This window comes from Nocardioides albus (assembly GCF_014648255.1).
GTDB lineage: Bacteria > Actinomycetota > Actinomycetes > Propionibacteriales > Nocardioidaceae > Nocardioides > Nocardioides albus.
Window position 1 is genome coordinate 372257 of sequence record NZ_BMQT01000002.1, and the last position, 14519, is coordinate 386775.

Below are 14519 nucleotides of genomic sequence, written 5' to 3' on the forward strand. Positions count from 1 at the left end.
ATGCCTCTGGTCCCGATGTCGCTGCTGCTCGACAACGCCCGTGGAACCGGGGGCGGGCTGGGCGCGATGAACGTCATCCAGCTCGAGCTGGCCGAGGCGATCGTCGCCGGCGCGGAGCAGGCCGGCCGCCCGGTGGTGCTCCAGATCTCCGAGAACACCGCCGACTACCGAGGCGCCCTGGCACCGCTGCTGCGGGCGAGCATCGCGATCGCGGAGCGCGCCACGGTGCCGGTCTGCGTACATCTCGATCATGCGACCAGGGTCGAGCTCGTCGAGGAGGCCGTCGAGCTGGGCTGTCCCTCGGTGATGTTCGACGCCTCGAAGCTCGACTACGACTCGAACGTGGCGGCCACGGCCAAGGTCGCGGCCTGGTGTCATGAGCGCGGCGCCTCCATCGAGTCCGAGCTCGGCGAGGTGGGTGGCAAGGACGGCGTGCACGCACCAGGGGTCCGCACCCAGCCGGAGGAGGCCAGGGCGTACGTCGAGGCCACCGGTGTCGACGCGCTCGCAGTCGCCGTCGGCTCCTCCCATGCGATGACGACGCGGACCGCCAGCCTCGACAACGAGCTCATCGCTCGGCTCGCCGACGCCGTCGACGTGCCGCTCGTGCTGCACGGCTCCTCCGGGGTGCCTGACGAGGGAATCGTCGCAGCCATCCGTGCCGGGATGACCAAGGTCAACATCGCGACCCACCTCAACGCCACCTTCACCCGTGCTGTTCGCGCGGCACTGACCGACGAGCAGAAGATCGACCCGCGCAAGTACCTCGGCGTCGGCCGCGACGCGGTGGCCGGCGAGGCCGCGCGTCTGCTCGCGTTGATCGGCGGACCGAGGGTGGACAGGGCAGTCTGACTCAGCCGCGGTCGCGGCGTACTCCCTGGTAGATGCACCGACGCACGATCCAAGGCTGCAGGACGGTGTTGATCGTCCACGCGGGGAAGCGGAACGGGCGTCCGTTGGGCGCGAAGACTTGGAGCCCGTCTCGCTGAACGCCGATCACCGAGCCCCAGCGGCGCCGGGGTGGCTGGTAGCTGTCGAGCGGCCTCCCCTCGAGAACTGCCTTGATGTTGCGAGCGAGGAGTCGGTCGGCGCGGTTCCTCGCGGAGGATCTCAGCTCGTCGGTGGCCGCGACATCGCCCACCGCGAAGACGCCGCTCTGCCCCTTGACCTGGAGATTCGGATCCACCACGACGAACCCGCGGTCGTCGAGGATCTCCGCGGGAAGCCAGCCGGTGTTGGGGTGCACGCGGCCGATGGCCCAGAGGACCGCGTCGGCCTTCGCCGGTGGTTGGCCGGTGCTCCACGTGACCGCGTCGCTGGTGATCTCGTCCCCGACGAAGCCACGCGGAAGCTCGGCACGATGGCCCGGGTGCAGCCCGACGCCCCTCTCGACAAGACGCCTCTCCAGGCTCTGCCACGTCTTTCGATGGTGCTGGGGGAGGGCGCGCTCACCCGAGTAGTAGAGGTCGACCCGCTTGTCCGGCCACCGGCCGCTGATGTTGGCCGCACTGCTGACAGCCGCTGCGCCACCGCCGATGACGATCACCGAGGCCGCTCTCCGCAGCTGTTGGTGGACATGCTGCAGGTCGGCATCGATCTGGTCGTCCGTCTGGAAGCCCGGTTTTCTCCAGAATCCGTTGGTGACCCCCGTCGAGATCACCAGCAGGTCGTACGGCTCAGGGCGGGTCGTGCCGTCCGGCCGCTCGACATGGACGACCCTGTGGGTGAGGTCGAGACCGACGAGAGTGCCGTGAATGACGTCGGCCCGATCAAGTCCGCGGAACCGGTCGAACGAGACCCGGTAGTCGCGCTCCCACTCGGCCGGTCTGCTGACTCGAGCGCCGAGCTCTTGGCCGCTGATCAGCCCTGGTTTGGTGGAGATCCCGACGACGTCGGCGTGCTTCGAGAGGCGTACCGCTGTCAGGACACCCGTGTCGCCGAGCCCCGCGATGATGACCCGCTTGCTCACCGGTCGAACGTAGTGGACCTTCCGAAGAATTGGAACATGTTCTAACTGGCGTCGATGGTCAGGCGTCAGCCCCGAGCGTGTGGAGCAGGCCGGTGACGGCGGCCGCAGCGGCGCGGGGGTCCTGGGCGCGGATGGCGTCGAAGACGGCGGCGTGCTCGTCGGCGAGCTCGTCGGTCTCGTCGTCGAGGTGGATCATCGTGCGCAAGGTGCCCTCGAAGCCCGCGTAGAGCTCGATGAGCAGCGGGTTGTGGGTCGCGGTGACCACGCCGAGGTGGAACTCCGCGTCGGCGTCGGCGAAGGCCTCGGCATCCCCGGCCGCGGCCGCCGCGGCGCGCCGCTCCATGAGGGCGGTCAGCGCCCGTACGTCGTCCTCAGAGCGCCGCTCGGCAGCCAGGGCCGCGGCCTGGGTCTCGATCGCCTGGCGGACCTCGAGGACATGCTGCAGGTCGACCCGGCTGACCTGACGTCGCATCATCGCTGCCACCTCGTTGGCGGCGGCGACATAGGTCCCGTCCCCGCGTCGCACCTCGAGCACGCCGGTGTGGGCCAGCGCTCGTACGGCCTCGCGCACCGTGTTGCGGCTGACGCCCAGTGCGGCGGCCAGCTCGGGCTCCGGCGGGATTCGGGTGCCGACGGCCCACTCGCCGGTGGCGAGGAGATCTCCCATGCCGTCGATCGCCTGGTCGACCAGGGAGCGAGGAGTGGTGGTGGAGAGCGGCACGGTGCCGTCCTTTCATCCAATCATCCGATGTCTGGCATCCTAGGGGGTGTGACCTCCCGACTCCAGTCCCGCCCCGACTCACCGACATCGAACACAGCCGCACGGTCGACGCTGTGGCTGTTGGTCGCGGTGCTGCTGGTGGCGGCGAACCTGCGCGGCGGCATCACGTCCCTCGGTGCCCTGCTCGACAGCCTCGACGGGCTCTCGGCCGGCACCAGGTCCTTTCTGACCTCGCTGCCGGTGCTCTGCTTCGCGCTCGTCGGTGCGACCGGGATGACGCTGGCGCGCCGGCTCGGCGTACATCGCGGCATCGGTGTCGCGCTCGGTCTGCTGGTGGCCGGGCTGCTGGTCCGGGTGATCGGCGACCCCTGGCTCCTGCTCGTCGGCACGTTCATCGCGTGCGCCGGGATCGCCCTCGCCAACGTGCTGCTTCCCGCCGTGGTCAAGGACGGGTTTCCTCACCGGGTCGGAACGGTCACCGGTGCCTACAGTGCGGTGATGTCGCTGGGGGCGGCGACCGCCGCCGGCGTCACCGTGCCGATCGCGGACGCGGCCGGAAGCTGGCGGGTCGGCCTCGGCGTCTGGGCGCTGCTCGCCGTCGTGGCCCTGGTCGCGTGGCTGCCCTACCTGCGCGAACGCGAGGTGCGCAGCGGCGGCCGGGCCCGGGTCTCGTTGTGGCGGGAGCCGGTGGCATGGGCCGTGACGCTCCTCTTCGGCACCCAGTCGCTCTTCGCGTACGTCGTGATGAGCTGGCTGCCGAGCATCTATGCCGACGCCGGCTTCGACCACGCCACAGCCGGACTGCTGCTCGCGGTCAGCATCCTCGTCGGCGTACCTGTCTACTTCCTCGCCCCGACGCTCGCGATCCGGGCGTCCTCGCAGGGACACCTGATCGCCTTTCTGACCGCGCTGCTGGCGGTCGGGTTCGCGGGCCTGCTGCTCGCTCCCGTCGCGGGCGCCTGGCTCTGGGCAGTGCTGCTCGGCGTGGGCGGCGCGGTCTTCCCCGTCGTCCTGACCCTGTTCAGCATCCGCACCGCGACCACCGCCGGCACCACCGCGCTCTCCTCGATGTCGCAGAGCATCGGCTACCTGCTCGCCGCCGGTGGCCCGTTCGTCGTCGGCCTGCTGCGCGAGTCCACTGGCTCGTGGTCGGTGCCGATCATGCTCCTGCTGGGCCTCGCGGTCGTCCAGGTCTGCGCGGGGTATGTCGCGGGCCGTCCGGTCGTCATCGGAGCCCGGAGCGAGGACTGAGTCGTCGGCCTCGAGGTGGCCGACACGGTTGTTCCTCAGGCGCACACCGCGACGATCGGCGATACTGCAGGACATGACCGCAACCGCCGAAAAGCCGGATCGGGTCGGACTCTCCGTCGTGGCGGCGGTCGTCGTCATCGCGGCCGAGATCGTGCGGCTGGTGATCCTGAGCCAGATCCGCTGGGAGCTCGGCTACCCGGAGGAGTACGCGGTCGAGGGCGTGCTGTTCACGTTCGTCTACCTGACGTACGCGGCGATGCTGATCTGGCGCGGACGGAGCATCGTACGCAAGCTCCTCGCACCGCTCCTGCTGGTCCCGTCCTGGCTCTTCGACTGTTACTGGCTCGTCGCCGACTTCCTCCAGGCGCGAGGCTCGTTCGATCTGCCGCTGGGGGAGTGGTGGCTGTGGGTGGTCCGTTTCCTCGTCGTGTTCATCACGGTGTGCCTGGTGGCTGCGTGGGGCGTTGCTCGACGCCGCGGTGTCCTGTGGCTGCTCGGTCTCGTCGTGCCGGTGCTGCTGACGATCGCCTGGCTGAAGTGGTCGTGGCGACTCTACGAGGCGCTCGCTGGTGAGATCTTCGTTTACGACCTGATAGCGGTCGTCCCGACCGTTGTCATCACGCTGCTCGGCTGCCTCGCCTGCTGGGGCGTCGAGGCATTGACGCATCGGCGGGCCTGAGGTCAGGGGCGTGCGCCTGAGTTCTTTGCGTTCTTCGGCAATTCAGGGTCGATCGGGGTGACCCGGACGCCGAGCGCGGCGTGGGCGTAGCTGGCCAGCTGCTGCTCTGCGCGCTCCAGGGTCAGTGACGAGTTGTGGGCGAGCAGATGGAGGCCGAAGGCGTCCTCGAGTGCGACGAAGTTCCGGGCGATCGCCTCGGCCGAGTCGGTCAACGTGAAGACGTCGGTCGCGCGGCCGACCTCGAGCACTGCGGTGTAGAGCGAGACCTCGCGGTCGAAGAGCAGCGTCATCAGGGTGGCGTGCATCGGGCTGCGGCTCGCGTTGACCGAGATCTCGTCGAGGACCTGGCTCAGCAGAAGGTCCTCACCTCGGGGAAGACCCGAGTACATCAGGCGTCCGAGCTTCTCGGCGGGGGACAGGTCGCCCTCGATCGCCCGCTGCCGGGACCAGTAGTAGCGGTCGGTCGCGGCCTGGTGGGCGGCCTCGATGAGGCCGTCGAGCTCGGGGTAGTAGTAGGCGATCAGGCGCGGTGAGATGCCGGCCTCGGCGGCGATGTTCTTCATCGTGGCGCCGGCCAAGCCGTGGGTGGCGATCACGGTCAGTGTTGCCGCGGTCAGATGTTCGCGCCGAGCGGCCTGGTCCTTGCGTCGAGCCATGCTCAACCGTAACGCGTATGTGAAATCTGCGGGCGAATGATTGACACCTGGTGTGGCGGGGCTCATATTTGCGGTGAAGCGCAAAGAAAGGACTTGCTTGTGCGTACCCACCAGGATTGGCGAGAGATCGCCGCCGAGGTCAGCCCCCGGACGCGTCCGTTCGTCGGAGGCCGTTCCATCGACACCGCGGAGGGCTCCTTCGAGAACCGAAACCCCGCGTCCGGCGCCCTGATCACCGAGGTCGCCGACGCGGGCGAAGCAGGTGTCGACGCCGCCGTGCGGGCGGCGCGGGCTGCGTACGACGGCGGCGGCTGGTCGCGGGCGGGCGTCGCCTTCCGCCGGGAGCGGATGCTGCGTTTCGCCGACCTCCTCGCCGAGCACGCCGCCGAGCTGGCGGTGCTGGACTCGCTCGACATGGGCAAGCGGGTGGTGGATGCCTACGACCTCGACCTGCCGTTCTCGGTCAACCTCTTCCGCTACTACGCCGAGGCGATCGACAAGATCAACGACGAGGTCGCCCCGACCCCGCCGGGCACCACGGCGCTGATCCGTCGGGTGCCGCTCGGTGTCGTCGGTGCGGTCGTGCCGTGGAACTACCCGGTCGACATGCTCGCCTGGAAGGTCGCGCCCGCAATGGCGGCGGGAAACAGTGTCGTCCTCAAGCCAGCCGAACAGTCGCCCTCCTCCGCGCTGCGGATCGCCGAGCTCGCCGCCGAGGCCGGGATCCCCGATGGCGTCCTCAACGTCGTCCCCGGCCTGGGGGAGACCACCGGACGGGCCCTTGGGCTCCACCCCGACGTGGACGTGCTCGCCTTCACCGGCTCGACCGAGGTGGGAGCGTACTTCCTGCAGTACGCCAGCCAGTCGAACCTCAAGCAGATCTGGCTCGAGTGCGGCGGCAAGAGCCCGCACGTCGTCTTCGCGGACGCCGAGGACCTCGCCACCACCGCCAAGCAGACCGCGCTCGGCATCTGGTTCAACCAGGGTGCGGTCTGCTCCGCCCACTCCAGGGTCCTTGTCCAGCGCGAGGTCCATGAGGAGTTCGTCGACCTCGTCGCCAAGGAGGCAGCCGCGTACGCCCCCGGCGACCCGCTCGACCCGGCCGCCGGGATGGGCGCGATCGTCTCGCCCGAGCAGACCGACCGGATCATGGAGTTCGTCGACGGTGCCCCGGCCTCAGGAGCCCGTCTGGTCACCGGCGGGGAGCGGATCACTCGCGACGGCAGCGACTGCTACGTCCAGCCCACCGTCTTCGACGATGTCGACCCGGGCTCCGCCCTCGCCCGCGAGGAGGTCTTCGGGCCGGTCCTGGCGATCTCCGCCTTCGACACCGAGGACGAGGCGGTCGCGCTCGCCAACGACACCCCGTTCGGGCTGGCCGCCTCGGTCGCGACCGGCAGCCTGAGTCGTGCCCACCGGCTCGCCGAGCGGATCCATGCCGGCACGGTGACCGTGAACGGCGTCGACGCCTTCAGCGCCTGGACCCCGTTCGGTGGGTTCAAGGGATCCGGGTTCGGACGGGACCTCTCGCTTCACGCTCTCGACAAGTACGTCGGTCTCAAGACCGTCTGGATCAACCACTGACCTCCCGCCCACCAGCCAGGGACACACCATGACGCAGATCAACCAGCCGACCGCGCTCGCGGCCGAGCAACAGTCACATCTACGCAAGACGCTGCGACGCTTCGACATCATCTTCCTGCTCATCGCCGCCGTCGTCGGCCTCGAGACCCTTGGCCAGGTCTCGGTCTACGGCGCCGAGGCGTTCACCTGGGCGCTCGTGCTCGCGGTCTTCTTCCTCGTGCCGTACGGCCTGATCTTCGCCGAGACCGGCGCCGCGTTCAGCGAGGAGGGCGGGGCCTACACCTGGGTCCGGGACGCCTTCGGTCGCCCGGCCGCTGCGGTGGCGGCGATCCTCACCTGGATCACGCAGCCGGTGTGGGTCGGCGGCTCGATGGCCTTCCTCGCCGCCGAGACCGTGAGCGTCTACATCACGCCGCTCGAGCACGGGTCGGTCGGCGACTACGTCTTCAAGATCGTGTTCATCTGGATCACCGTCGTCGCGGCGATCGCCAGCCTCAGCAAGGGCAAGTGGCTGCCGACCAGCGGCGCGATCCTCAAGGTCAGCCTGCTCGCCTTCTTCGTGCTGACCACGATCATCTACGCCGCGCAGAACGGCGTGGTCGACCTGAGCGGCAGCGACTTCAGCCCGACCCTGCTCGGCCTGTTCGGATCGGTGCCGATCCTGCTCTTCGCCTACCTCGGCTTCGAGTCCTCCAACAGCGCGGCCGGCGAGATGGAGAACCCCGCCCGCGACGTACCGGTCTCGATCTTCCGCTCCTGCCTGACTGCTGCGATCTGCTACCTGGTGCCGATCTTCGCGATCCTGCTCGTCGTCCCCAGCGAGGACATCACCGGCATCGGCGGCCTCCTCGACGCCGTCGGCACCGTCTACTCGGTCTACGGGGCCGCCGCCGAGCCGCTGCTCACGCTCACCGCGGTCGTCTTCGTCTACATCCTGATGAGCCAGGGCGCGGCGTGGATGATCATCTCCGACCGGATGCAGGCGATGACAGCGGCCGACGGCTCCTTCTTCGGCGGCTTCTTCGGCCGCTTCCACGAGGGCCTCGGTACGCCGGTGCGGGTCAACATGCTCTCCGGCGTCGTCGCCACGGTGTTCCTGCTCGTCGCGATGCAGGTGACCGGTTCCGGCGCCTCGATCTTCGGGGTCGTGCTCACCATCTCGATCTCGACCTTCCTGCTCAGCTACCTGCTGGTCATCCCGGCGGCGATCCGGCTGCGCACCCGCTACCCCGACCGCCCGCGCCCCTTCCGCGTGCCGGTATCCGACCGCGGCTTCGCGCTGCTCGGCTGGCTCGCCTTCGCCTGGGTCCTGCTCGGCTCCTGGGTCGCGGTGTTCCCCGGCACCCTCGAGCGGCTGTTCGGCGAGGCGTACCCGTTCAAGGAGATCTGGGGTGTCAGCCAAGTGACCTTCGAGGTCTTCACGCTCGGCACCCTCGGCTGCCTGCTGCTGCTGTGCGGCATCGGGTACGTCCGAGGTGCCCGCGTCCGCGCCGAGGTCGGCGCCCCTGTCCCGTCCGTTCCCACCGAGGAGCCCACCCGATGACCGCGTACGACATCCTGTTCGAGCCCGTGCAGATCGGGCCGTTCACCACGAAGAACCGCTTCTACCAGGTGCCCCACTGCAACGGCATGGGCTATCGGGACCCCAGCGCCCAGGCGGCGATGCGCAAGATCAAGGCCGAGGGCGGCTGGTCGGTGGTGTGCACCGAGCAGGTGGAGATCCACGCGACCTCCGACATCGCGCCCTTCATCGAGCTGCGGATCTGGGACGACCAGGACCTGCCCGCGCTCACGCGGATCGCCGACGCGATCCACGAGGGCGGCGGCCTGGCCGGCATCGAGCTCGCCCACAACGGCATGAACGCGCCGAACCAGCTCAGCCGCGAGACCCCGCTCGGCCCCGCGAACCTCCCGGTCGCCCCCGACACCATCGCGCCGGTCCAGGCCCGCGCCATGTCGCTGCAGGACATCGAGGATCTGCGGCGCTGGCACCGCAATGCCGTACGCCGCTCCCTCGAGGCCGGCTACGACGTCGTCTACGTCTACGGCGCCCACGGCTACGGCACCCCGCACCACTTCCTCTCGCGGCGCTACAACGACCGCACCGACGCGTACGGCGGTTCGCTCGAGAACCGGATGCGGCTGCTGCGCGAGCTGCTCGAGGACACCATCGACGAGGTCGCCGGCCGGGCCGCAGTGGCCTGCCGGATCACGGTCGAGGAGGAGATCGACGGGGGCATCACCCGCGAGGACATCGAGGGCGTGCTGCGCGAGCTCGGTGAGCTGCCCGACCTGTGGGACTTCGCGATGGGCAGCTGGGAGGGTGACTCGGTCACCTCGCGGTTCGCGCCCGAGGGCCGCCAGGAGGAGTTCGTCGCCGGGCTGAAGAAGCTCACCTCCAAGCCCGTCGTCGGCGTCGGCCGGTTCACCTCGCCGGACGCGATGGTGCGCCAGGTCAAGGCCGGCATCCTCGACCTGATCGGCGCCGCGCGCCCGTCGATCGCGGACCCGTTCTTGCCGAACAAGATCCGCGACGGCCGACTCAACCTGATCCGGGAGTGCATCGGCTGCAACATCTGCGTCTCCGGCGACCTCACCATGTCGCCGATCCGCTGCACCCAGAACCCGAGCATGGGGGAGGAGTGGCGCCGCGGCTGGCACCCGGAGCGGATCCGGGCCAAGGAGAGCGACTCCCGCATCCTCGTCGTCGGCGCCGGTCCGTCCGGCCTGGAGGCGGCCCGGGCGCTCGGCGTACGCGGCTACGACGTCGTGCTGGCCGAGGCCGGCCGCGACCTCGGCGGCCGGGTGACGGCCGAGTCCAAGCTGCCCGGGCTCTCGGCCTGGGGCCGGGTCAAGGAGTACCGCGAGGCCGTCCTCGCCGAGCTCCCCAACGTCGAGATCTACCGCGAGAGCCCGATGACCGCCGAGGACATCGTCGAGTTCGGCTTCGAGCACGTCATCACCGCGACCGGTGCCACCTGGCGTACGGACGGGGTCGCCCGCTTCCACACCGCCGCGATGCCGATCGCCGAGGGTGCGCAGGTGCTCGGGCCCGACGACCTCTTCGTCGGACGTCTGCCCGACGGCAAGAAGGTCGTCGTCTACGACGACGACCACTACTACCTTGGTGGAGTCGTCGCCGAGCTGCTCGTCCAGAAGGGCTACGACGTCTCGATCGTCACCACCGGTTCGCAGGTGTCGTCGTGGACCAACAACACCTTCGAGATCAACCGGATCCAGCGACGCCTGATCGAGAACGGCATCACCCGGGTGACCGACCACGCCGTCACGGCGGTCGGGGTCGGCGGCGTCCGGGTCAAGGACGTCTACGCCGGTCTCGAGCGTGACCTCGACTGCGACGCCGTCGTCATGGTGACCGCCCGCCTGCCCCGCGAGGAGCTCTACCACGACCTCGTCGCCCGTCGCGACGCCGGCGAGCTCGCCTCCGTACGCGGCATCGGCGACTCCTGGGGCCCCGGCACCATCGCGGCCGCCGTCTGGTCCGGCCGCCGTGCCGCCGAGGAGTTCGACGCCGTCCTGCCCTCCAACGACGAGGTGCCGTTCCGGCGCGAGGTGACCCAGCTGGCCTGAACACCTTCCGGGTCCTCGCGACCGTCAGGTACGGCGGGGAGTTCTGCACCAGCTACGCGCTGGTAACCCATGCCGAGCTCCCCGTCGTATGTCAGGGTCAGTAGATCTCGGGGCGAGCGTCGGTCCAGATGACACCGCCGTGAAGGTCCGCGTCGGCGATCCCAGCGGCGAGATCGATGGTGCAGGTGACGACGGCCGGGCCGCCGGAGTCGTGGCGGGGCGCCTCGCAGACGACGGTGCCGTCGGGTGCGATCACCCGGCTGCGGCCGAACATGGCCGCCTCGCCGTCACCGCCGGCCTGGTTGACGGTGATCCACCACTGGCCGTTGGCGAGGGCGTTGGCCGGGTGCAGCAGATCCCACCAGCTCTCGGCGCCGGTTTCATAGGCGGCGGGCATCACCACCAGTCGGGCGCCGCGGTCGCGCAGCGCGCGGGCGTAGCCCGGGTGGTCGCCGTCGAAACAGATCGCCATCCCGACGTTGCCGAACGGCTCGGTGTCGAGGACCGTCGCCTCGGAGCCTGGGGTGAAGACGGCGTCCTCGGCGGTGGCGCGGTAAAGGTGTGCCTTGTGGTGCCGAGCAACGATCTCCCCGGCTGGGTCGTACACCACCGTCGTGTTGTACGTAGCCCCGTCGGCCAGCTCGGGAACCGACCCGGCGAACAGCCAGATGCCCTGCGTGCGCGCGGCCTCCGCGAGCCGTTCGCTGCGCGGGCCGGGCACCGGCTCGGCCGCCTCTGTGACGATCTCGCCCAGCCGCGAGGCGTCGTAGCCGCTGGCCCACAGCTCCGGGAGGACGACCAGGTCAGCGCCCAGGTCGGCGGCCTCGGCGATCAGCTCCATCGCTCTGTCGAGGTTGGTGGCCGAAGCGCCGGGCGCGGCGTGCCACTGGACCAACCCGATCGTGACGCGGTCCTGCATGAGGGGTGCCTCCTGAAGAAGTGGGTGAACCCCTCATCACAGGCCGCGGCCGAGGCGATGTCAACGAGCCTCGGGATCTGATTTGCCGATGCAGAGCAACGAAAACCGGTGTTGGTCGGCGACGGCGGTGTGGGCCTACCGTGATCTGGATCACGGGTCTCGGGCCCCACCCCGGAGCCGGCGTCCCAGGAAGGACATTTCGATGCAGCAAGACGCGGTCGAGGCCACCATGACGGTCGAGAAGCGCACGATCGACCACATCCCCGTGACCGAACGGCACGGGCGTGCTCGAGACCTGTTCACGATCTGGTTCGGCTCCAACATCATGCTGCTGACGGTGGCCACCGGTGTGGTCGCGACCGCCGTCTACGGCCTGCCGGTCTGGGCCGCGGCCGTCGCGCTCGTCATCGGCCACGCGATCGGCGGCGTGGTGATGGCGCTGCACGCCGCGCAGGGCCCGCAGATGGGCGTCCCGCAGATGCTACAGACCCGGGCGCAGTTCGGCTCGTACGGAAGCCTGCTGGTCGTCGTCCTGGTGATCTTCATGTACGTCGGCTTCTTCGCCTCCAACATGGTCCTCGGCGGCCAGGCGGTCTCCAGCCTGTTCGGGCTCGACGAGACCGTCTCGATCATCGTGATCGGCCTGGTCAGCGTGGTCGGCGCGGTGGTCGGATACCGGATGATCCACGCGCTGACCGGCTTGATGAGCCTGGTCTCGGGCCTCGTCCTGATCCTCGCGTTCGTCTGGATGATCGGCATCCACGAGCTGCCCGCCGGCACGTTCCACACCGACGGCGCCACCATGGTCGGCTTCATGGGCACGATCTCTCTTGCTGCGCTGTGGCAGATCGCCTACGCGCCGTACGTCTCCGACTACACCCGCTACATGCCGCGTGACACGGGCGTGCGCCCGGCCTTCTGGGCGACGTACGCAGGTGCCGTCCTCGGCTCGCTGTTCCCGATGCTCCTCGGCGCCATCGTCGGTGCCGCGCTGCCCGAGGCCGACACGGTCACCGGGCTGCAGGACCTGACCACCGGCGTCGGTGGCCCGATCATCGCCGTCTTCGGCATCGGCATCGCCTGCACCAACGCGATGAACCTCTACTGCGGCGCGCTGTCCACGATCACCGTCGGCCAGACGATCTTCCCGAGGTGGGTCCCCGGTGCCTCGGCGCGGGCGGTCGTCTCCGCGGTCCTGTTCGCCGGTGCGGTGGTGATGGCCCTCGTCGGCAAGGACAACTTCCTGGTCAACTTCACCAACTTCATGCTCCTGCTGCTCTGCGTGCTGGTGCCGTGGACCGCGGTCAACCTGGTCGACTACTACGTGCTCAAGCACGGCGAGTACGACATCGACTCGCTCTTCGAGCGCGACGGCGGCCGCTACGGCCGGTTCAACCTGATCGCGGTCGCCTGCTACTTCCTCGGCATCCTGGTCCAGATCCCGTTCCTGAGCACCGCGATGTACGTCGGGCCGTTCGCCGAGAAGCTCGGCGGCGTCGACATCTCCTGGATCGTCGGCCTGGCCGTGATCAGCCCGCTCTACCTGTTCCTGATGAAGCGCTTCACTCGCTTCACCGGCCACCGTCAGGTGGTCGAGGCGGGCGGCGTCGCATGAGCGCCGAGAGCACGACCTATGACTACCTGATCGTCGGCGGAGGCACCTCCGGCAGCCTGCTCGCCGCCCGCCTGAGCGAGGACCCCGACGTCACCGTCGGGCTCCTCGAGTGGGGCCCGGACGACGAGCACGAGCCCCGCGCCCGCGAGCTGCGGCGCTGGGCGGAGATGCTCGAGGGCGAGTACGACCTCGACTACCGCAGCGTCGAGCAGGAGCGAGGCAACTCGGCGATCCGCCAGGCCCGCCTGCGGATCCTCGGCGGCTGCTCCGACGGCAACACGATGATCTCGTGGCGTACGCTCGCCGCCGACCTCGACGAGTGGGTCGAGCGTGGAGCCGCCGGGTGGTCCCCGGAGGCCGTCCAGCCCTACTACGACCGGTTGCAGACCCCGATCCAGCCGGTGGCCGAGCAGGACCGCAACCCGATGGTGGCCGACATGGTCGCCGCCGCGGCGACGGCGCTGGACATCCCGCTCCAGGACGCCTGGAACGACGGCCGCCTCGATAAGCGCGCCGAGGGTGCCGGCTTCTTCGAGGTCGGCTACACGCCCGAGGGGAACGTCCGCTCCTCGACGTCCATCCACTACCTGCACCCCGCCCGCGCGGCGCGCGCGAACCTGCGGGTCGTCCTCGGGACCCGGGTGGAGCGCGTCGACGTCGTCGACGGGGTGGCCACCGGCGTACGGGCTCGGGTCGACGGCGAGCTGATCGACTTCACCGCGCGGCGCGAGGTGATCCTGTGCTGCGGGGCGATCGACACGCCCCGGCTGCTGCAGCTCTCCGGCATCGGTCCCCGCGCGGCCCTCGAGGAGGCCGGCGTGCCGGTGGTCCTCGACCTGCCCGGCGTGGGGGAGAACCTCATGGACCACGCCGAGGGCCTGGTCGTCTGGGAGCTGAAGGAGTCGCCGCCGGCGACCTGCGCGAGCGGCTGGGACGCCGGTGCGCTGGTCAGCGTCATGGAGCCCGACAACCGCCCCGACGTCCTCATGCACTTCCCGGTCGAGCCGTGGGCCGTCCACGCCGAGGCGTACGGCGCCCGGCTGCCCGAGCGCATCGTCTCGATCGCGCCGAACGTGGCACGGCCCGCCTCACGCGGCCGCGTCTGGATCACCTCGGCCGACCCGGACGCGGCGCCGTCGATCGACTACCGCTACTTCACCGATCCCGAGGGCCGGGACGAGGCCGTTCTCGTGGCGGGCGTACGTCTGGCCCGGCGGATCGCCGAGGCCGAGCCCTTCGCATCACGGCTCGTACGCGAGGTCTTCCCGGGCCCGGACGTGCAGACCGACGAGCAGATCAGCGAGGTCGCCCGGGCCACGCACCAGACCGTCTACCACGTCAGCGGGACCTGCGCGATCGGCGCGGACGAGGACCCGCTGGCAGTGCTCGACCCGTCGCTGCGGGTGCGCGGCGTGGAGGGCCTGCGCGTCGTGGACGCCTCGGTGTTCCCGCAGTTGGTCGCCACCAACCCGGTCGTCACGGTCATGATGGTGGCCGAGCGCGCCGCGGACCTGATCCGCGGCGCGCGCTGACC

At 69.8% G+C, this 14519-nt stretch carries 12 protein-coding genes; 8 read left to right on the forward strand and 4 right to left on the reverse strand.

From position 1 onward, the window contains the following. A complete protein-coding gene (locus IEY84_RS05040; RefSeq protein ID WP_183544963.1) occupies positions 1 to 852 on the forward strand; it encodes a class II fructose-bisphosphate aldolase in 852 nt (283 codons plus the stop codon). 1 nt (position 853) lies between these two features. On the opposite strand, the gene IEY84_RS05045 is transcribed toward IEY84_RS05040, so the two are convergent. Then, a complete protein-coding gene (locus tag IEY84_RS05045; protein WP_229788356.1) occupies positions 854 to 1969 on the reverse strand; it encodes an FAD-dependent oxidoreductase in 1116 nt (371 codons plus the stop codon). A 58-nt stretch (positions 1970 to 2027) separates the two neighbouring features. Beyond that, on the reverse strand, positions 2028 to 2690 hold the full coding sequence (locus tag IEY84_RS05050) for a FadR/GntR family transcriptional regulator (RefSeq protein ID WP_183544961.1): 663 nt from the start codon (positions 2688 to 2690) through the stop codon (positions 2028 to 2030). A gap of 48 nt (positions 2691 to 2738) precedes the next feature. On the opposite strand from IEY84_RS05050, the gene IEY84_RS05055 reads away from it, so the two are divergent. Together IEY84_RS05055 and IEY84_RS05060 are read left to right on the forward strand one after the other, a co-directional pair. Next, positions 2739 to 3941, forward strand: a complete 1203-nt coding sequence (locus IEY84_RS05055) for an MFS transporter (RefSeq protein WP_183544959.1) — start codon at positions 2739 to 2741, stop codon at positions 3939 to 3941. A gap of 73 nt (positions 3942 to 4014) precedes the next feature. Next, positions 4015 to 4620 (forward strand): hypothetical protein, encoded by a 606-nt coding sequence (locus tag IEY84_RS05060; RefSeq protein ID WP_183544957.1) that lies wholly within the window; start codon positions 4015 to 4017, stop codon positions 4618 to 4620. A 2-nt stretch (positions 4621 to 4622) separates the two neighbouring features. On the opposite strand, the gene IEY84_RS05065 is transcribed toward IEY84_RS05060, so the two are convergent. Then, entirely contained in the window at positions 4623 to 5276 is a 654-nt protein-coding gene (locus IEY84_RS05065) for a TetR/AcrR family transcriptional regulator (RefSeq protein WP_183544955.1), read from the reverse strand. Between the two features lie 99 nt (positions 5277 to 5375). Here IEY84_RS05065 and IEY84_RS05070 point away from each other — a divergent pair, with 99 nt between their 5' ends. The 3 genes from IEY84_RS05070 to IEY84_RS05080 are packed head-to-tail and all read left to right on the forward strand — an operon-like array spanning position 5376 to position 10451. Next, positions 5376 to 6860, forward strand: a complete 1485-nt coding sequence (locus tag IEY84_RS05070; protein WP_221208737.1) for an aldehyde dehydrogenase family protein — start codon at positions 5376 to 5378, stop codon at positions 6858 to 6860. 28 nt (positions 6861 to 6888) lie between these two features. Continuing rightward, positions 6889 to 8403: an APC family permease gene (locus IEY84_RS05075; protein WP_183544951.1), complete on the forward strand. Its 1515-nt coding sequence runs from the start codon at positions 6889 to 6891 to the stop codon at positions 8401 to 8403. Next, positions 8400 to 10451, forward strand: a complete 2052-nt coding sequence (locus IEY84_RS05080; RefSeq protein ID WP_183544949.1) for an oxidoreductase — start codon at positions 8400 to 8402, stop codon at positions 10449 to 10451. The genes IEY84_RS05075 and IEY84_RS05080 overlap by 4 nt, the downstream gene beginning before the upstream one ends. A gap of 97 nt (positions 10452 to 10548) precedes the next feature. Here the strand turns inward: IEY84_RS05080 and IEY84_RS05085 are convergent, their stop codons facing one another. Then, the gene (locus IEY84_RS05085; RefSeq protein ID WP_183544947.1) at positions 10549 to 11370 is read right to left on the reverse strand and encodes a carbon-nitrogen hydrolase family protein; all 822 of its coding nucleotides are present in this window, start codon (positions 11368 to 11370) and stop codon (positions 10549 to 10551) included. 202 nt (positions 11371 to 11572) lie between these two features. On the opposite strand from IEY84_RS05085, the gene IEY84_RS05090 reads away from it, so the two are divergent. Together IEY84_RS05090 and IEY84_RS05095 are read left to right on the forward strand one after the other, a co-directional pair. Continuing rightward, positions 11573 to 12985 carry a purine-cytosine permease family protein gene (locus tag IEY84_RS05090; RefSeq protein ID WP_183544945.1) on the forward strand — a complete coding sequence of 471 codons (1413 nt, stop codon included), beginning with the start codon at positions 11573 to 11575 and terminating at the stop codon, positions 12983 to 12985. Beyond that, a complete protein-coding gene (locus tag IEY84_RS05095) occupies positions 12982 to 14517 on the forward strand; it encodes a GMC family oxidoreductase (RefSeq protein WP_183544943.1) in 1536 nt (511 codons plus the stop codon). Before IEY84_RS05090 ends, IEY84_RS05095 begins: the two co-directional genes overlap by 4 nt. Positions 14518 to 14519: the final 2 nt, after the last annotated feature.